Here is an 18,551-nt window from a genome sequence, read left to right as displayed (position 1 = left end):
AAATCTCGCCGATGGAGCAAAACTCTCAGGCAAAAATACAGATGGGGTAATTATTAAGGGTGCTATGAAAGAACAATATACAAAAATACACAATCTATCAGTTTCTAATCAATTACTTAACTTCATTAATGAAGAATTGCTTAAAGATACAAATATTTCTTCTGAAAAATTCTGGGAAGGCTTCGACAAAGCAGTTCATGAGCTAGCCCCAAAAAATAAAGAACTATTAAAAATAAGAGAAGATTTACAAAAAAAAATAGACAATTGGCATATTGCTAATGAAGGCAATGAAATAAATTTAGAGGAATATAAAAAATTTTTAAAGGAAATTGATTATCTAAAAGAAGTAGGTCCAGATTTTAAAATTCAAACAAATAACGTTGATGAAGAAATAACTAGTATTGCTGGACCGCAATTAGTAGTTCCAATCATGAATGAAAGATATGCACTGAACGCTGCAAATGCTAGATGGATGAGTTTATATGATAGTTTGTATGGCACAGACATAATTGAACAATCTGAAGATAGTGCCCATCAAAGATATGATCCTTTAAGAGGGGAAATGGTTATAAAATATGGAAGAGACTTTTTAAAAAAATATTTTCCTCTAGAAGATTTTGAATGGCATAATATTACAGGGTTTAAAATTGATAATGGTTCTTTAACAATATTAAAAGATAACACTGAAACATCTTTAAAAAATAAAGATAAATTTATTGGTCATAGAGGAGAGGCCAATGATCCTTCAGCAATAATATTAAAAAATAATAATCTCCATATAGAAATAATTATAGATCCAAATGCTTTTAGTTCTAAACAAGATCCTGCTAAAATTAGCGATATAATTGTTGAAGCTGCAGTTTCAACTATTTGTGATAATGAAGATAGCGTTGCTGCGGTTGATGCTGATGACAAAGTTATTTGTTATCGTAATTGGCTTGGTCTTATGAAGGGTGATTTAAAATCGACTTTCGAAAAAAATGGAAAGACATATGAACGTAAATTAAATCCTGACAGAAGTTATATTTCTAAAGATGGAAAAGGATTAAAACTACATGGAAGGAGTTTGTTATTGATAAGAAATGTCGGACACCTTATGACTAACTCAGCAATCACTTTAAAAGATGGTTCTGAAATACCAGAAGGTATTATGGATGCCTTTATAACTTCAGCAGCTTGCCTTCACGATATCGAAAAAAAAAGTAATTCAAGAAAGGGTTCCATTTATATTGTTAAACCAAAAATGCATGGTCCTGATGAAACTTCATTTACAGATTTAATCTTTACTAAAGTTGAAGAAGTTTTAGGATTGGAAAAATACACATGTAAAATTGGAATAATGGATGAGGAAAGAAGAACATCGTCCAATCTTAAAGAGTGCATCAGAACTCTGAAAAATAGAGTATTTTTTATCAATACAGGTTTTTTAGATAGAACTGGTGATGAAATGCATACATCAATGGAAGCAGGTCCAATGATAAAAAAAGGAGATATGAAGTCTTCGAAATGGATTAATGCATATGAAAATAACAATGTGGATGTAGGACTTGCGTGTGGTTTTTCAGGTGTAGCACAAATTGGTAAAGGTATGTGGGCCATGCCAGATAAAATGAAAGATATGATGGAGCAAAAAACTGGCCATCTTAAAGCCGGAGCTAATTGTGCCTGGGTACCTTCTCCTACAGCAGCAGCTCTTCATGCTCTTCATTATCACGAAATAAATATTTTTGATCAACAAAAAGAATTACAGAAAAGACATGCTGCAAAGTTAGATGATCTTTTAACGATTCCAGTAGCTGATAGGCCAAACTGGTCTGTTGATGAAATAAATTCTGAAATTGCAAACTCTGCACAAACTCTATTGGGATATGTTGTGAGATGGATTGATCATGGCGTTGGTTGTTCAAAGGTACCTGATATTAATAATATTGGATTAATGGAAGATCGAGCTACTTTAAGAATTTCATCTCAACACATTGCTAATTGGGTTCATCATGGTGTTTGTTCTAAGGAACAAGTAATAAAAATTATGAAAAACATGGCAAAGATTGTAGATGATCAAAATAAGAATGATGGCGCTTATACTCGATCTGGAAGAGGTAGCTATGAAATGATGTCTGATAATTTTGATCAATCGGTTGCGTTTAAAACTGCTTGTGATTTAATTTTTAAAGGAAAAGAACAGCCTTCTGGATATACAGAGCCTTTACTACATCTAAACAGATTGTTAAAAAAGTCTAATCAGAATTAGTTTTAATTCCCGATCTATTTTTAAAGGCAGAATATAAAGTTCCATCATCCAGACTTTCTATCTCACCCCCAACTGGCAGACCTTGTGCTAGTTTTGTTATTTTTGTTTTAGTTTGCTTAAGACTATCTTGGATATAATAAGCTGTTGTTTGACCTTCGACAGTTGCACTTGTGGCTAATATAACTTCCTCTATATTTTCTCTACTAACTCTCTCCACCAATGAATTAATTAAAAGGTCTTCTTTTCTCTGACCAGCGGATGAAATTGTTCCACCAAGAATATGGAAGTATCCTTTAAAAATATTTGAATTTTCTATAGACCATTGGTCAGCTATGTCTTCAACAACACATATTTTGTTATATTTCTCTTTTGTATTTTCACAATTATTACAACCGTCAGAGTTTGATTTTAAAGTTCCACAAGATTGACATCTAATTACATTTTTATAAACCTGGGCTAATGTATTGGCCATTGGTTTAACCAACTCATCTCTATTGTTTATAAGTTTTAGTACAATTCTTTTTGCAGATTTAGGACCTAATCCTGGAAGCTTAGCAATTAATTTAATTAATTCATCTATTTCACTAATATTTTGCATTGAATTAAAGTGGCCATTTAAAACCAGGAATGTCAAATCCACTTGTGGATTTTGAAAGTTCCTCAGATGTTTTAGACTTTAGTTCTGATTTTGCATTATTGTGAGCCGCTACGATTAAGTCTTCTATTATAACTTTATCCTCTTTCATAACTTCATCAGATAAATTTATTTTAATCATTTCGTTTTCACCATTTAGTATAACTTTTACTGAGTTGGAACCTGAAGTTCCCTCCGCCTGAATATTTTTAATTTTTTCCTGGCTCTCTTTCATTTTGGCTTCTAATTCCTTAGCTTTATTTAAAATTTTTGTAAAATCAGTCATTTTTTTTGTTATCTCTTTGCTTAATATCAATTAGCTCAGCATCAGGAAATTTTTGTAAAATATCCCTATAAATTGAAGATTTTTTTACAGAGTCAATTAACTCTTTTTTTAAATTTACTTCCTCTTCTTTTTTAGATGGCTGACCCTTTGTTTTACTTAATGTTATTATCCACCTTTCATTTGTCCACTCATAAAGTTTTAAAGACAAGTCTTTGATAAAATCTTTATCAAGATCTTCATTAAAAGAAATTTCTATTCTTTTGTTTTCAAAACTTACAAGGTTAACATTCTTTTCTAATTCATATTTTAATTTAATTTCTTTTTTAGATGAACATAATTCCAATAGATCATCAAATGAATTTAAAAGTTTTGTCTGTAGTTTAATTTCTTTCCCCTCATCTTTTATTTTTATATCTTTTTCTTGAACAATATTTTTCATTTGACCTATTGTTTCTGCTTTGTCTTTTATCCCAAACAAATCATCATCATCTTTTGTTTGTAAAGAAGAGGCATAATTAACTTTTTCAGTTTTTTGAGATGCTTCTACGTCATCAATATCTAATACTTGCTTATTCATTTCTTTTAAATGAGTCAGTCTAATTAAAAACATTTCCATAGATAAATGTTGATTAGAAACAATATCTAGCTCTTCCAAAGTCTTAATTGTAAATTGCCAAAATAATATTAAAGTTTCATTATTAACTTTTCCTGAGATTTCTTGAATCTTTTTAAATTCTTCATCATTTAAAGAAAAATTTGTTCCATCAATATCTAATGAATTAATATTTTTAAAATAATAAAGTAATTCTAGGAAATCATTTATAAATATTTTAGGCTCAACTCCCTGATTATATATTTCCCTGTAAGTGCTTAAAACTTCTTTTTCTTTGCCCTCAAATATAAGTTCAAACAAAGTAATTAGTTGTGATTTATCGAAATAACCAAATATTTTTTGAGCAGCACTTAAATCTAATTCTCTATTTTTATCTAATGTCAGTAATGCTCTATCAAGTAATGATAAGGCATCTCTAACTGACCCTTCAGAAATTTTAACAATCAATTTAAGTGCATCATCTGATGCATTGCCATTTTCTTTATTTTTAATTTCTTTAATAAAATTAAATAATTCAAATGATTTAATCCTAGATAGGTCAAATCTTTGACATCGTGATACTACTGTAATTGGGATTTTTTTTATTTCAGTTGTTGCAAAAATAAATTTTAAATATTCTGGCGGCTCCTCTAATGTTTTTAACAAAGCATTAAATGCTTGTTTGCTGAGCATGTGAACTTCATCTATTATGAATATTTTATATTTAGCTGTAGTTGGACCATACCTTGAGAATTCAATAAGGTCCCTTACATCATCAACTCCTGTCTTACTTGCTGCATCCATTTCTAACACATCAATATGATTTGAATTTGAAATTGCAGTACAATTTTCACAAAAATTTTCTTTGCATAGGTTATCAGTGCCATTTGAACAATTTAAAGACTTTGCAACTATTCTTGCTGTGGTAGTTTTTCCAATTCCTCTAATTCCTGTGAAAAGGTAAGCATTTGGAACTTTATTAGCCTTAATTGAATTAGATATAGTTTCTGCCACCACATCTTGACCTATAAGGTCATCAAATGTTTGGGGTCTATATTTTAAAGCTAAAACTTTTGTATTTTTATTCATTTTTTTAAGGAGACTAGAACCTGAAAAACTGTCTCTACGACTGCTTCCGTTAAGATCTGGTCGGGTTCAAGCAGCATTCACCTCTAGCCTCCAAAACTATTATAGCAGTAATGTTTTCTAATCTACAAGAAAAGTTTCTAGGTTATTTTTCTCTAAATTTATCAGCCTCAAAAACACCTAGCACGTGAAAGTCTTGACAATGAAGTCCCAATTCCTCCAAAGATTTTTGAACTTTTGCATCTTCTATGTGGCCATCTAAATCACATAGAAAAAAATAAGATTCGAATGAATTCTGCTCTGGATAACTTTGAAGCTTTGTAAGATTAACACCATTAATAGCAAAACCTCCCAACGACTGATAGAGGGCAGCAGGTTTGCTTTTAAGTTTAAATAAAAAAGAGGTTATGTATTTTTTATTTTCAAAATTAGGCTGTAAAACTTCCTTTCCCATAATTAAGAACCGAGTTGCATTTCCACTTTCATTTTCAATATTGGGAGCAAGTATTTTTAAATTATAAATTTCTGCACTCAATGATGATGCTATTGCTGCTTCACTTTTAATTTTATTCTTTGAAATATTTTCAGCAGATCCCGCTGTGTCAGCTCGAACATGCTCAACAAAGTTATTCTTTTTAATAAATTTTGAACATTGAGATAATGCCTGAGCATGAGAGAACACGTCTTTAATATCACTTAGCTTACTATCAGGCTGTCCTAACAAATTATGTTCAATCTTTTGAAAATGTTCTGCATAAATATTTAGTCTGTATTTAAAGATTAAGTACTCTATTCCGATATTTCCTGTAATACGATTTGATTCTGGTATTACTATTCTAGAATTTGTCTCAGATAAAGCTTTTAAAAAACATTCATCAAATGTTTTACATGGAATAATTTTTGAATTTGGATCTATTTCTAAAGCTGCCAAATGTGAGTAAGCTCCAAAAGTTCCCTGAAAATATATTTTTCTCATTCTATTATGATTTATATTCCATAATTTTTTTTATAGCCAGATAATCCTCTTCTGTATCGACTCCAATAGGAGAATATTTTGCTAAAGCTACATTAATTTTTATATTATTATCAAGCGCTCTTAATTGTTCTAATCTATTTTTTTTTTCATTTATAGTTTGATCTAAATCTATAAATTTTTCTAATATATTTGTCTTATATGAATATATTCCAATATGATGATAAACATTTAGATTGCTTGAAGGCATACTTTTTCTACTAAAGTTTATTGCTAATGGAAAATTATTATTTACTATCTCTTTTTCTGTAAAAACTTTAACAACATTTTCATTTTCAAGCATAGCATCATCTTTTAATTTTGCAGCCAATGTTCCAATTGCTGAATTATTGTTAATCATAAAATTATTTAAATTTATGATATCATTTTTATCAATATCAGGTTCATCCCCCTGAAGATTCAATATGTAATCAATATTTTTTAGATTAAGTTTTTTATAAGCTTCAAAAACTCTATCTGTACCAGTTTTATGATGACTGCCAGTTAAAATTGCTTTTCCACCATTCTTGGTTACATCCTCTAATATTTCCTGATCTTCTGTTGCAACTACCACATCACCAATATTGGCCTCCTCAGCTCTTTTAAAAACATGAGAAATAATTGATAAATCATTAATTTTTAAAAGAGGTTTTCCAGGTAATCTGGATGCTGACATTCTTGAAGGAATTAAAATTAATGTTTTAACCATTATAAAACCTGTAACTTATGCGTCTGTTAGACGCAAAATTAAAAATTAAAATTTGAGTTTTTTTTTTATTATCATGTTATATCTGCAAAATTAATTAAATAAATATGGATTCGTTTGAGTTAAATAAAATAATTGCATCAATTCTATTAGTTGCTCTTTTGGTCATTGGCTTAGGTAAACTTGCTGATGGTGTTTTTCATGTAAAACAACCAAAAAATCCAGGGTATCAAGTCGAGATTGAAGACCAGTCTACTTCTTTAGCAACACAAGTTTCTGAAGTGGAAGAAAAAATTGATATAGTTGCTATCATGGCGCTAGGAGACGTGACAGCTGGAGAAAAGATATTCAAAAAATGTGCAGCTTGTCATTCTATTGAAAAGGGTGGAGCTAACAAAATTGGACCTGCACTTTATGGTGTAGTTGGAAGTAAAGTTGGTCATGTATCAGATTATAAATATTCCAAAGCTTTAGCGACGTATGGAAAAAAATGGTCATTTGAAGAACTAAATGGTTTTTTAACAAAACCAGCCTCTTACCTTAAGGGAACAAAAATGTCCTATGCTGGTTTAAGAAAAGAAACAGATAGAGCTTCTGTTATCAAATACTTAAATCAAAATAGTGATAACCCAATACCATTACCTTAATTTTTCAAAACAGTATAAAAGAATACTTTTTTGAACATGTACTCTATTGAGTGCTTGTAACCAAACCTCTGAATTTTTCCCTAAAAAAACTTCATCGGTAACTTCTTTGCCTCGAGGAAGACAATGTAAAAAAGTTGCATCTTTTTTTGCAAAACTAATTAATTTAGAATTAATCTTAAAATTGTTAAAAGCTCTAATCTTATTTGTTTTATTTACATTGTCATTTAATGAGATAACCTTATCTGAAAAAATCACATCTGCATTTTTAACAGCTTTTTTAGCATCATTAAAAATGAAAATTTTACCTTTGTTGTTTTTTGCCCAATTAATTACAAGCTTTTTAGGTTCATAATTTTTTGGACAAGCAATGTTTAATTTAAATGAAAACTTAACTGATGCTGCAATTAAACTATTCAAAACATTGTTTGAATCTCCAACCCAACAAATATTTAATTTTGAGATTGATTTTTTCTTTATCTCTTCGACTGTAAAAATGTCTGAAAGAACTTGAGTTGGATGAGATGAGGGGCTCAAACCATTGATAACAGGCATTGTTAAATATTTACTAAATTCTTCAATTTTTTTATCACTATCAGTTCTCAACATAAAACCATCTCCATAGGTTGATAAAATTTTTGCTGTATCTGCTAAACTTTCACCACCTTTTCCAAGATGCAACTCATTTGCTCTAAGAGTTATGGTTCCTCCACCTAATTGTTTTATTGCTAGATAAAAACTTAATCTTGTTCTTAAACTTGCTTTTTCAAACATTTGAATGAGTAATTTACCCTTTAGAGGTTGGTCTTTATCTACATCTAAAGTGTTAAATTTTTTTCTTTTTAATTTTCTTTTTTTTGCATCAGTAATAATTTTTCTTAGATCTGCTGCTGGAATATCTTTAAGAGTAATAAAATGTTTCATTGTTATTTAAAAGTTGAACAAACTTTTTTAATGATATTTATAGCTAAATCTATTTCTTGTTTCTTAACATTGAGTGGTGGTAATATTCTTACTACATTTTCTCCAGCCCTGATTGTTAAAAGCTTATTATCCATTAACTTTTGAATAAATTTTGTCTGATCCCCATGTAGTTGTAATCCAATAAGTAAACCAACTCCTCTTACCTCTTTAATAACATTAGGGAATTTTTTTTTAATTTCATTTAATTCTTTATTAAAATATTTTGATAATTTTTTAACATTATTAAGGAATCCTTTTTTAAATATTTGATCTAATACCGCATTCCCAACAGACATTGCCAGTGGATTTCCTCCAAAGGTTGATCCATGAGTACCCACTGTCATACCTGATGCAACTTTTTTATTCATCAAAAGTGCGCCGAGCGGGAATCCCCCTCCTATGCCTTTAGCTATTGGTACTATATCTGGTTTAATTTTTGAATTTTCAAAAGCAAAAAAATTTCCAGATCTTCCTATGCCACACTGAACCTCATCTAAAATTAATAAAATTTTTTTCTTATTACAGATTTTTCTCAACTCTTTTAGGCACCAGTCTGGTATTGCTTTGATTCCTCCTTCACCCATAACAGTTTCAATCATTATAGCTGCTGTTTTTTTTGTGATAGAATTTATTAAACTTTTGTGATTTCCAAATTCAAAATGATCAAATCCATCAACTTTAGGACCAAACCCTTCAGTCATTTTTTTTGATCCACTAGCATAGATTGCTGCTAATGTTCTGCCATGAAATGAATTTTTAATACAAAGAATTCTGTTTTTTGAAGGTTGCCCTATTGAGTAAAAATACCTTCTGGCAGCCTTGATTGCTGCTTCTGTTGCTTCAGCTCCACTGTTTTGAAAAATAACAAAATCAGCAAAAGTTTTTTTTGTTAATCTTTCAGCCAATCTTTCTCCCTCTGGAATTATAAATGCATTTGATATATGCCATAATTTTTTTGATTGTTTATTTATTGCTTTTATTAAATATGGATTAGCATGTCCTAAAGAATTAACTGCGATGCCTTGAACAAAATCTAAGTATTTTTTTCCATTAGTTGAATATAAAAAACTACCTTTTCCATATTTAAATGAAATAGGTCTTCTGTTATAGTTTTTTGCTAAAGCGCTCATTTATTAAGATTTAATTTTATAACCTTTTTTGTAAAGAAAAAAAGCTACATACCACATTAAAATACTTAGTATTAATAAATATATTAAACCTATACTTATTGATCCATCAGACCTTCCTAAAAAACCATACCTAAAACCATCAATCATATAAAAAAAAGGATTAAGATGACTTATGGTTTGAAAAAATTGTGGAAGCTTATCAATTGAATAAAAAACTCCTGATAAAAAACTTAAAGGGGTAATAACAAAGTTAGTTACTGTAGCTGTATGATCAAACTTTTCGGCCCATAGTCCTGTTATAAAGCCCAAGCTTCCTAAAATAAATGCACTTAAAAAACCAAATATAAAAATATATAAAAAATTATTAATAGGTATTTCAACTATCAAAGAAAAAACTCCAATTGAAATGATTGCAATCAAGAAACTTCTAGTCAAGGCTGCAAGTATTATTGCCATTGAAACCTCAAATGCAGATAAGGGTGCGTAAAGCATATCTACGATATTTCCTTGAATTTTTCCTATCATTAATGATGAAACTGAATGACTAAATGATTGGGTTAAAATGCTCATAGCAATTAATCCCGGAGCTAGAAAACTAATAAATGAGTAACCAAGAACATCTCCCCTATTATTTCCTAGCGCCAAAGATAATACTGATAAAAATAAAAGACTGGATACAAGTGGAGATAGTAATGTTTGTTGCCAAACTGCCATGAACCTATTGCATTCTTTAAGCCACAAACTTCTAAAACCAATCCAATTAACAAGACCAAATTTCTTTACAACAATATGATATTTTTTATTCAATTCAACCATAAGTAATCATTTATAAGTTTTAAAAATAATTTGTGTACAAAACAAAAATATTTATTGTTTTTTTTTAATTCTCATGTGATCTGTATATAGTTATTAAAATTAAGTAACACACTAAATATAGATTATGAGTTGGACAGAAGAAAAAGTTGTAAAATTAAAAGAGCTTTGGGGCAAGGGAAGTACAGCAAGTCAAATTGCAGAAATAATTGGGGGTATCAGCAGAAATGCTGTTATTGGTAAAGCGCACAGACTTAACCTATCGTCGAAAATCAAAACTCGTAATGCTTCTTCAATTCAAAATTATGATAATAACTCAGAAGAAAATAACTCAAAGCAAAAAAGAGGAAGAAAAAGTAAATTTAAATCATTAATAATTGAAAAAGACTTTGAGCCTGAAAATCCAAAAAAATTAGAAGAGCTAGACGAAAGTTCATGTAAGTGGCCTATTGGGCACCCAGAAGAAGAGAGTTTTTATTTCTGTGGCAGATCTTCTTTAAAAGATTTTTCATACTGTAAACTTCACTTACTTTATGCTTATCAACCAAAAGGAAAAAAAGAAGAGCCTGTGAGTGACAAAGATGAAGAGACTACTCAATATATTGAAAAGAAAATAAATACATCTTAGCGTATTTTAAAATTTTTTTTATTTTTTTTTTACCCTCTAAACCTCTAATAAGAGATTTAATAATTAAATAGATTAAGAACGAAAAAATTAAAAATATTAATAAATAAATTATTTTGATCACGACCAATAAATTATAACGTTTTAGTGTTTTAATTTCTATTAAGAATTACTAGTTCTATATTTTTTTGTAGAAAATTGACCACTTTCTCTCCACATATAACAATACTTTTGAACTTCTTGGTCAAATATTTTTGAACTTGGCACTCCTAAATCAAAATTAGTTTGATATTTACTTGAAGGAATATTGTCATATTTTAAAAGAGTCAATTGATCTATTGTCAATAATGGTTTTGGGAATAATTGAAAAAATTTTGCTGATATTTTGGCCGCAAATAAAGGCATGGGTATTAAGAGTCTTTTTTTATTAATTAGTACTAATAGTTTATTGAGAATTTTTTTTAAAGTAAAAGTTTCAGGCCCAACACATTCCACTATCTTTGAATGAATATTTTTTGAAATAATATAATAAATTATATCTGTTAAATCAGAACAATGTATTGGAGTAAATTTAGTGTCACCATTGTAATAAAGTGGGAAAAATGGAAGTCTGCTTAATAAGGTCATAAAACTTGTTGTAAAGTTATCGTCAACTGAATAAACGACTGAAGGTCTTAATATTGTAGCTAAAGAAAAATTTTTTTGAATATTAAGCTCACCCTCTAATTTACTTTTTGCATATTCTGAGTCTGTCGCTTTATTAATGCCTAATGCTGATAAATGAATAAATTGATTAACTTTATATTCCTTACAAAGCTTAGCTAAAATAGACGGAAAAATAGAATGAATATTTTTAAATGAATTGCCTTTTCTACTTTCATATAAAATTCCTATTAAATTTATACAAATGTCAGCTTTAGAAAATAATTTTCTTATTTTGTTTTCATCAAAAATATTAGCTTCAACAATGTCAATGTATCCAGCATTGCCTTGGGTTTTAATTATGTAGCCTTTTTGATGAAGGTTTCTAGTAACAATAGTTACTTTATAATTATTTTTAGTTAGCTTTCTGATTAAATGTCTACCTATTTGACCGCTGCCGCCAAAGATTAGACAATTTTTTGCTTTCATATATATATATTTAAAAATGAATATTGATATTAAACTTCACAAAGGGGATCTACCAGAAGATTTAGATTTAGGCAATATTATTGCTGTTGATGGAGAGTTTATGGGGCTTAACGTTAAGCGTGACCCCTTATGTCTGATACAAATATCAACTGGTAATTCAGATGCACATATAATCCAACTAGATAGAAAAAATTATATTGCTCCAAACCTAAATAAAGTTCTATCAGATGAAAAGATTACAAAAATATTTCATTACGGAAGGGCTGATATAGCGCACATTAAATATTACCTAAAAACAGAAACTAAAAATATTCTAGATACAAAAATTGCATCAAAACTAGCTAGATCTTATTCAGATAGTCATTCTCTTAAAACTTTAATTAAAGAATTCATGAATATTGATGTTAGCAAACAATTTCAAAGTTCAGATTTTGGTGGTGAATTATCGCCTGCTCAACTTAAATATTGTGCTAACGATGTTATTTATTTGCATAAAATACACGCGGAATTAAATAAAATCCTAGTTAGAGAAAAGCGGATTGATTTATACAATAATTGCTTAAAATTTTTAAAAACAAGAGTTGATCTTGATTTGGCTTTATTCAAAGATGATATATGGGCTCACTAAATGAAAAAAAAAGATTATAAAAAAATTGCAAAAGAGGTAATAGATTTAGAAATAAAAGCCCTAAAAAAACTTAAAAGTTCAATCAACCAATCATTTAATGAGGCTGTTGATGCAATAGCAAAATGTCAATCTAAAGTGATACTCTGTGGTGTGGGAAAAAGTGGTTTAATAGCATCAAAAATTTCCGCAACACTTTCTTCTGTTGGAACTCCTTCTTTTTCATTATCTGCTAATGACTGTTCTCACGGGGATCTTGGAAGCATATCTAAAAAAGACATTTTAATTTTAATTAGCTACTCAGGATCTACAGAAGAGCTTAAAAATATTATTAAATATGCTAACAGAAATAAGATTACCTTAATTGGCATAATGTCAAAAAGAAATTCTATACTGTATAAAGCGTCTGACATAAAACTACTTATACCAGAAGTAACTGAGGCTGGTCTTGGAATAGTGCCAACTTCAAGTACTATTAATCAACTTAGTATTGGAGATGCTTTGGCTGTAGCTGCCTTAAATAAAAAAAAAATAAGTAAGAAAGATTTTAAAAAATTTCATCCATCTGGCAATCTTGGGGCGCAGTTGAGAACAGTGGAGGAACTAATGATTATAGGAAAAAAAATACCATTTGTTGATGAAAACTTGAAAATGAAAAAAGCTTTACAGATAATATCAAATAAAAAACTTGGAACTTTAATTGTTCAAAATAAAAAAAAAATAACAGTAGGAATTATTACAGATGGTCAAATTCGTAGATTTAATGAAACAAATGCAAATCTTCAAGATTTAACAGTTAAAAAAGTAATGACAAAAAATCCTATAAGTATTGAAAAAGATACTCTTGCAGAAAAAGCATTATCAGTAATGAATGCAAAAAAAATTACCTCACTATGTGTTCATAACCAAAAGAAAATAAAAAAAACTATTGGAATTATACATATACACAGCATATTGCAGTCAAATATTCATTAAATGAATAAAAAAACTACAATTCAGATATTATTAATTTTTCTTATTTTTTTATTTTCAATATTATTTTATTTAAGATATTTTAAAAATAGTCAAAAAATTTCAGAAAATATTCCAAAAGAAGAAAAACAAATTATCACTAGTCAAAATGATAACTCGACCTATATAGATAACGTAAATTATATTTCTTTTGACACGAGGGGAAATAGATATCAAATTACTGCAGAGCAAGCTGAAATTAAAATTGAAGACTCAGATGTTATGTTATTAGAAAATGTGGTTGCTTACATTTCTATTAAAGACTCTGACACTATTATAATTACTTCAAATTTTGGCGTATATAATTCAAAAAATTATGATACTATTTTTTCTGAAAATGTAATAATTCTCTATCCAAGTCACAAAATAACAGGAGAATATTTAAATCTTTCATTTTTAAAAAACCTTGGAACTATTTCTAAAGATGTTATTTATAAAAGAAAAAAAACAAGTTTATTTGCTGATAAAGTTGAAATAAATCTTACTACAAAAGATACAAAAATTTTTATGGATGATAAAAATAAAAAAGTTTTAGTAAAAGGTACAAAATAATATGGGTGTAATAAAAAAATTTCGAATAAAATCATTTAAAAACCCTCAACCTATTATTTCATTAGAAAATATATCTTTGTCATTTGGTAATAGAAAAATTTTAGACAATGTAAGTTTTAAGATAAATCAAGGACAAATTTTAGGTATGTTAGGACCTAATGGTGTAGGAAAATCAACAATCTTCAATTTAATTACTGGTTTAATAAAACCTGATTATGGTAAAATTAAATTTAATGGAATAGATGTGGTTGATTACCCAATTTATTTGAGAACTACTAAATTTAAAATAGGCTATGTTCCACAATATGGTGGTTATTTTAGTGATCTGACACTGTTTGAAAACCTCAAAGCAATTGGAGAAATAGTAATTCAAGATAAAAATTTAATTTATCATAAAATTGATCAGTTGATTGCTAAGTTTGAACTTGATGCCATACGAGATATTAAAGCAAAATTCTTGTCCGGAGGACAAAAAAAAAATTAGTAATAGCTCTCTCTCTATTAAGTGATCCAAAAGTGCTTTTATTGGATGAGTGTTTTGCAGCGCTAGATGTACTTACAATAAAAATGCTCCAAGAAGTTATTGTAAACTTACAAACGGAAAATAATATAACAATTTGTATTTGTGATCACCAAGCTAGAGATTTACTTTCTTGTATTGATGTTGGAATAATTTTATCTAATTGTAAAATTGTGGCTCAGGGGTCTCCAAATGATTTAATAAATAATATAGAGGCAAAAAATGCATACTTTGGTGACTCTTTTAGATTTAATTAATCAATGTCAAAAACACTATTAATTAAAAAAAAGATTACTCCATTTAATAAGAAAATAAGTGTTAGTGGAGATAAAAGTTTAAGCATTAGATGGGTTCTTTTAGCGTCACAAACTATTGGAAATTCTAAAGCTTATAATTTATTGATGTCTGAAGATGTTATTGCTGCATTAGAAGCTATAAAAAAATTAGGCATAAAAGTACTAATTAAAAAAAAATATTGTGAAATATTTGGAAAAGGTCTGAATAATTTTACTTACAAGAATGGCTTAGTAATAGATGCTAAAAACTCTGGAACACTTGGAAGATTAATATTGGGCTTATTAATCAAATCAACAAAAAAAATAAAGTTAATAGGTGATAAAAGTCTTTCAAAAAGAGATTTTTCAAGAGTAACTGAACCGCTTAAAAAATTTGGTGCCAAGTTTCAATATAAAGTAAAAAATAAACTCCCTTTATCAATTATAGGGTCTAATAATTCAAAAGGCATATATTATGTAGAAAACAAAGGATCTGCACAGTGTAAAAGTAGTGTTATGTTGGCGGCGCTTAACTCATCAGGCACAACATACATAAAAGCAAAAAAATCAAGAAATCATACAGAACTACTTTTTAAATATCTTAAAGTACCTATCAAAATAAAAAGAACAAAAAAATATGATTACATAAATATAATCAAACCAAAAAAAATTAATTCGTTTAATTATAATATTCCAGGAGACATAAGCTCTAGTGCTTTTTTTATGGTTCTTACAATGCTGTCTGAAAATTCAAAACTTTTAATTAAGAATATAAACATTAACCCCTCTAGAATAGGGGTGATTACTATTTTAAAAAAGATGGGTGCTAAAATTTTATTAAAGAATAGAAGAAATTATAAAGGTGAAAAAATTTCTGATATTCTAATACGAAGTTCAAAAAACCTTAAAGGGATAAATTGTCCATCAGAATTAAATAGTTGTGCTATAGATGAGTTTCTAATTATTTTTATTGCTGCAGCTAAAGCTAAAGGAATATCTTATTTCAAGGATATTTCTGAGCTTAATCAAAAAGAAAGTCCAAGATTAAATTTGGGATCAAAAATTTTGAATATGATGGGTGTAAAAACTGAACTAACTGAAAGTTCAATAAAAATTTATGGTCAACCAAATTTAAAAATCACAAAAAAAATTATTATTAAGAATTATTTAAAGGATCATAGAATTTTTATGATGAGTACTATTGCAGCTTTAACATGTGGAGGTGTATGGAAAATTCATGATAGAGACTCTATAAATACATCTTTTCCCTCTTTCTTGAAATTAATCAAAAATATAAATAGTAAATCTTTATGAGATTAAAAAAAAAAATTAAAGTTGCAATCGACTCTCCAGCCGCCGCGGGAGCTGGTACTCAGGCAAAATTAATTTCTAAACATTTTAACTTGTTTTATTTAGATACCGGAAAGATTTATAGATTAATTGCTAATATGAAATTAACTCAGCCTAAAAAATATGGGCACACATTAATTAAAAAAAAAATGAACCAATTAACAATGAAGGATTTACAAAACAAAAAGCTTTTATCTGATGAAGTTGGTACTATGGCGTCTATTATATCAAAAGATAAGAAAATAAGAAAACTTGTTCATGCTTTTCAAATTAAGAGCGCTTATCATCCCCCAAAAAAGTATAATGGTTCATGTTTAGATGGAAGAGATATTACCTATAAAATAATTCCAGACGCAGATTTTAAATTTTTTATAACAGCAAATTCAAAAACAAGAGCGCTAAGAAGATATAAAGAGCTAAAGGGCTCTAATAAGAAAATATCTTTTAACAACATATTAAAAAGCATTAAAAAACGTGATAAAAGTGATTATAATAGAAGAATATCACCATTAAAGAAAACGCAAGATTCGATCTTGATTAATACTACAAATTTAACTAAAAGAGCATGCTTTTTAAAAATTAAACAAATTATGGATAGGAAACTCAAAGCTTAATGGAAATTTATAAAGACCTTTCAAACCCCGCGTCAAAAGAATTCGAACAACTACTTAACTCACAGTTTACCAAAACAGCAAACCTTGAAGAGGGAAAAATAATTACAGGTATAGTAAACAAAGTAACTGAAAACTTTGTTTTTCTTGAAGTACCTGGTTTAAAATCTGAACCAATTCTAGACATAAATGAATTAAAAAGCATGGGTATGCTTGATAAGGCAAAAGTAGGTGAAAAAATCTCTGTACTTCTTGAGAGATTAGAAGATAAAAAAGGTGAAGTTTTAGTTTCTGCTTCTAAAGCACAAAAAATTCAGGGATGGGATAAGCTTGTTGAGGCTTATGAAAAAAATGAACCTATCAATGGTAAAATTACTGGACGTGTTAAGGGTGGATGCATTGTTGAACATGTTGAAACTGGTTCTTTAATGTTTTTGCCTGGCAGCCAAATTTCGGATAAGCCGCTTAAAGATATTTCTCACTTAATGGGTGAAGTTCAGAAGTTTGCTCTTATTAAATTAGATAAAGTTAGAGGAAATGCTTGTGTTTCAAGAAGAGAAATTATTTCATCTTTCAAAAAAGAGGATAAGATTAAAATCATAGAAAAATTCAAAGTTGGAGATATTATTAAAGGTGCAGAAGTAAAAGGCTATAGTTCATTTGGATGTTTCTTCAATGTTAATGGAGAGTTAGATGTTCTAGTTCACTTGCAAGAAATATCTTATTCAAGAGTAAATCATCCTGATGAAGTTTTCACAATAGGTGAAAAACATGATTTATTAGTCATTTCAGTTGATAAAGAAAAATTACAAGTTGGTTGTTCGGTAAAACAACTTTCGCCAGATCCATTTGAAAATATTTCTAACTACGAACTAAACAAAGCTTATAAAGTCAAAGTAGTCAAATTAATGGATTTTGGTGCATTCTGTGAACTTGAAAAAGGTTTATCAACCTTACTACATTCGAGCGAATTAAGTTGGACTAAAAAAAATATATCTGCAAAAAAAATGTTTAAAGTGGGTGACGAGATAGATTGTGTAATTACTGAAATTGATAAAGAAAAAAGAAGAGTTGCGATTTCACATCGTTTAACTACTGAAAATCCATTTGAAACTTTTGAAAATAAATATCCTATTGGATCTGAGGTTGAAGGAGAAGTGGCAAGTAAAAATGAGTACTCAATTTTCTTAAAAATTAATGGATTAGATATTGATGCATTTCTTCACTGCAACGACCTAACATATTTAAATAATGGTGAAGAGGAATTAGCTAAATATAAAATTGGCGATAAATTAAAGGTTAAAGTTCTAGAAGTAAAAGCTGCAGAACAAAAAGTTAGAGTTGGTCTAAGACAAACTCAGCCAGACCCATTTGATTGGTTTAATGATAAAAAAATTAAACAAGCTATTACAGTTAAGATTATTTCAACTGATAATAAAGGGCTTACTGTAAGACCCGAAGGTTGTGAAATGGATTTTATCATCAAAAAATCTGCAATAGCTATTAATGTTGCAGATGCTAGACCAGCTAGATTTACTGGTGGAGAAAGAATTGATTGCGCAATAGCAGAGCTAGATTTAGAGAAAAGAAAAGCAACACTTAGTATCAAATTACTTGAAGAAATCGAAAGAAAAGATGCATTAGAAAAATATGGTGCTGAGGGATCAGGAAAAAATCTTCCCTTCTCTTCTCTTTCTGATGACTTAGAGAAAAAGAAAAAAGAAGACGAATAAA

The 18,551-nt window shown here is 28.7% G+C and carries 20 protein-coding genes; 11 read left to right on the top strand and 9 right to left on the bottom strand.

Going from position 1 to position 18,551, the window contains the following annotated elements; genetic code table 11:
- The first annotated feature begins 64 nt into the window (after positions 1-64).
- Complete coding sequence (locus AC5SLO_RS00560; RefSeq protein ID WP_494573277.1) at positions 65-2,251, top strand: malate synthase G; 2,187 nt, start codon at positions 65-67, stop codon at positions 2,249-2,251.
- On the opposite strand, the gene recR is transcribed toward AC5SLO_RS00560, so the two are convergent.
- From recR to kdsB, 5 genes are all read right to left on the bottom strand, one after another.
- Complete coding sequence (gene recR, locus AC5SLO_RS00555; protein ID WP_494573276.1) at positions 2,238-2,849, bottom strand: recombination mediator RecR; 612 nt, start codon at positions 2,847-2,849, stop codon at positions 2,238-2,240. The two genes, AC5SLO_RS00560 and recR, sit on opposite strands and share 14 nt — an antisense overlap.
- Before the next feature lie 4 nt (positions 2,850-2,853).
- The gene (locus AC5SLO_RS00550; RefSeq protein WP_494573275.1) at positions 2,854-3,171 is read right to left on the bottom strand and encodes a YbaB/EbfC family nucleoid-associated protein; all 318 of its coding nucleotides are present in this window, start codon (positions 3,169-3,171) and stop codon (positions 2,854-2,856) included.
- Positions 3,164-4,852 (bottom strand): DNA polymerase III subunit gamma/tau, encoded by a 1,689-nt coding sequence (gene dnaX / locus AC5SLO_RS00545; protein WP_494573274.1) that lies wholly within the window; start codon positions 4,850-4,852, stop codon positions 3,164-3,166. The genes AC5SLO_RS00550 and dnaX overlap by 8 nt, the downstream gene beginning before the upstream one ends.
- Positions 4,853-4,994: 142 nt before the next feature.
- A complete protein-coding gene (locus AC5SLO_RS00540) occupies positions 4,995-5,825 on the bottom strand; it encodes a prephenate dehydratase domain-containing protein (RefSeq protein ID WP_494573273.1) in 831 nt (276 codons plus the stop codon).
- Positions 5,826-5,829: 4 nt separating this feature from the next.
- Positions 5,830-6,570, bottom strand: a complete 741-nt coding sequence (gene kdsB, locus AC5SLO_RS00535; protein WP_494573272.1) for a 3-deoxy-manno-octulosonate cytidylyltransferase — start codon at positions 6,568-6,570, stop codon at positions 5,830-5,832.
- Between the two features lie 104 nt (positions 6,571-6,674).
- On the opposite strand from kdsB, the gene AC5SLO_RS00530 reads away from it, so the two are divergent.
- Complete coding sequence (locus AC5SLO_RS00530; protein ID WP_494573271.1) at positions 6,675-7,214, top strand: c-type cytochrome; 540 nt, start codon at positions 6,675-6,677, stop codon at positions 7,212-7,214.
- Here the strand turns inward: AC5SLO_RS00530 and argF are convergent.
- The 3 genes from argF to AC5SLO_RS00515 are packed head-to-tail and all read right to left on the bottom strand — an operon-like array spanning position 7,206 to position 10,120.
- Positions 7,206-8,135: an ornithine carbamoyltransferase gene (gene argF / locus AC5SLO_RS00525; RefSeq protein WP_494573270.1), complete on the bottom strand. Its 930-nt coding sequence runs from the start codon at positions 8,133-8,135 to the stop codon at positions 7,206-7,208. The two genes, AC5SLO_RS00530 and argF, sit on opposite strands and share 9 nt — an antisense overlap.
- Positions 8,136-8,137: 2 nt before the next feature.
- Positions 8,138-9,304 carry an aspartate aminotransferase family protein gene (locus AC5SLO_RS00520; RefSeq protein WP_494573269.1) on the bottom strand — a complete coding sequence of 389 codons (1,167 nt, stop codon included), beginning with the start codon at positions 9,302-9,304 and terminating at the stop codon, positions 8,138-8,140.
- Positions 9,305-9,307: 3 nt separating this feature from the next.
- Positions 9,308-10,120: an ABC transporter permease gene (locus AC5SLO_RS00515; protein WP_494573268.1), complete on the bottom strand. Its 813-nt coding sequence runs from the start codon at positions 10,118-10,120 to the stop codon at positions 9,308-9,310.
- Positions 10,121-10,244: 124 nt separating this feature from the next.
- On the opposite strand from AC5SLO_RS00515, the gene AC5SLO_RS00510 reads away from it, so the two are divergent.
- On the top strand, positions 10,245-10,745 hold the full coding sequence (locus tag AC5SLO_RS00510; RefSeq protein WP_494573267.1) for a GcrA family cell cycle regulator: 501 nt from the start codon (positions 10,245-10,247) through the stop codon (positions 10,743-10,745).
- A gap of 159 nt (positions 10,746-10,904) precedes the next feature.
- Here AC5SLO_RS00510 and AC5SLO_RS00505 read toward each other — a convergent pair whose 3' ends face one another.
- Entirely contained in the window at positions 10,905-11,873 is a 969-nt protein-coding gene (locus AC5SLO_RS00505) for a complex I NDUFA9 subunit family protein (RefSeq protein WP_494573266.1), read from the bottom strand.
- Positions 11,874-11,889: 16 nt separating this feature from the next.
- Between AC5SLO_RS00505 and AC5SLO_RS00500 the strand changes: the two genes are divergently transcribed.
- The 8 genes from AC5SLO_RS00500 to AC5SLO_RS00465 are packed head-to-tail and all read left to right on the top strand — an operon-like array spanning position 11,890 to position 18,550.
- Positions 11,890-12,501, top strand: coding sequence for a ribonuclease D (locus tag AC5SLO_RS00500; protein ID WP_494573265.1), 612 nt, complete (start codon positions 11,890-11,892; stop codon positions 12,499-12,501).
- On the top strand, positions 12,502-13,473 hold the full coding sequence (locus AC5SLO_RS00495; RefSeq protein WP_494573264.1) for a KpsF/GutQ family sugar-phosphate isomerase: 972 nt from the start codon (positions 12,502-12,504) through the stop codon (positions 13,471-13,473).
- Complete coding sequence (gene lptC / locus AC5SLO_RS00490) at positions 13,474-14,061, top strand: LPS export ABC transporter periplasmic protein LptC (protein ID WP_494573263.1); 588 nt, start codon at positions 13,474-13,476, stop codon at positions 14,059-14,061.
- Between the two features lies 1 nt (position 14,062).
- Positions 14,063-14,545, top strand: a complete 483-nt coding sequence (locus AC5SLO_RS00485) for an ATP-binding cassette domain-containing protein (RefSeq protein ID WP_494573262.1) — start codon at positions 14,063-14,065, stop codon at positions 14,543-14,545.
- Between the two features lie 32 nt (positions 14,546-14,577).
- The gene (locus AC5SLO_RS00480; protein ID WP_494573261.1) at positions 14,578-14,838 is read left to right on the top strand and encodes a hypothetical protein; all 261 of its coding nucleotides are present in this window, start codon (positions 14,578-14,580) and stop codon (positions 14,836-14,838) included.
- Between the two features lie 3 nt (positions 14,839-14,841).
- Positions 14,842-16,170, top strand: a complete 1,329-nt coding sequence (gene aroA / locus AC5SLO_RS00475) for a 3-phosphoshikimate 1-carboxyvinyltransferase (RefSeq protein ID WP_494573260.1) — start codon at positions 14,842-14,844, stop codon at positions 16,168-16,170.
- Positions 16,167-16,820, top strand: a complete 654-nt coding sequence (locus AC5SLO_RS00470; RefSeq protein ID WP_494573259.1) for a (d)CMP kinase — start codon at positions 16,167-16,169, stop codon at positions 16,818-16,820. The genes aroA and AC5SLO_RS00470 overlap by 4 nt, the downstream gene beginning before the upstream one ends.
- Positions 16,820-18,550 carry a S1 RNA-binding domain-containing protein gene (locus AC5SLO_RS00465; protein WP_494573258.1) on the top strand — a complete coding sequence of 577 codons (1,731 nt, stop codon included), beginning with the start codon at positions 16,820-16,822 and terminating at the stop codon, positions 18,548-18,550. Before AC5SLO_RS00470 ends, AC5SLO_RS00465 begins: the two co-directional genes overlap by 1 nt.
- Position 18,551 lies beyond the last annotated feature (1 nt).

This window comes from Candidatus Pelagibacter sp. PS_44, from assembly GCF_059417735.1.
This window is presented reverse-complemented; position numbering and strand designations above follow the sequence as displayed.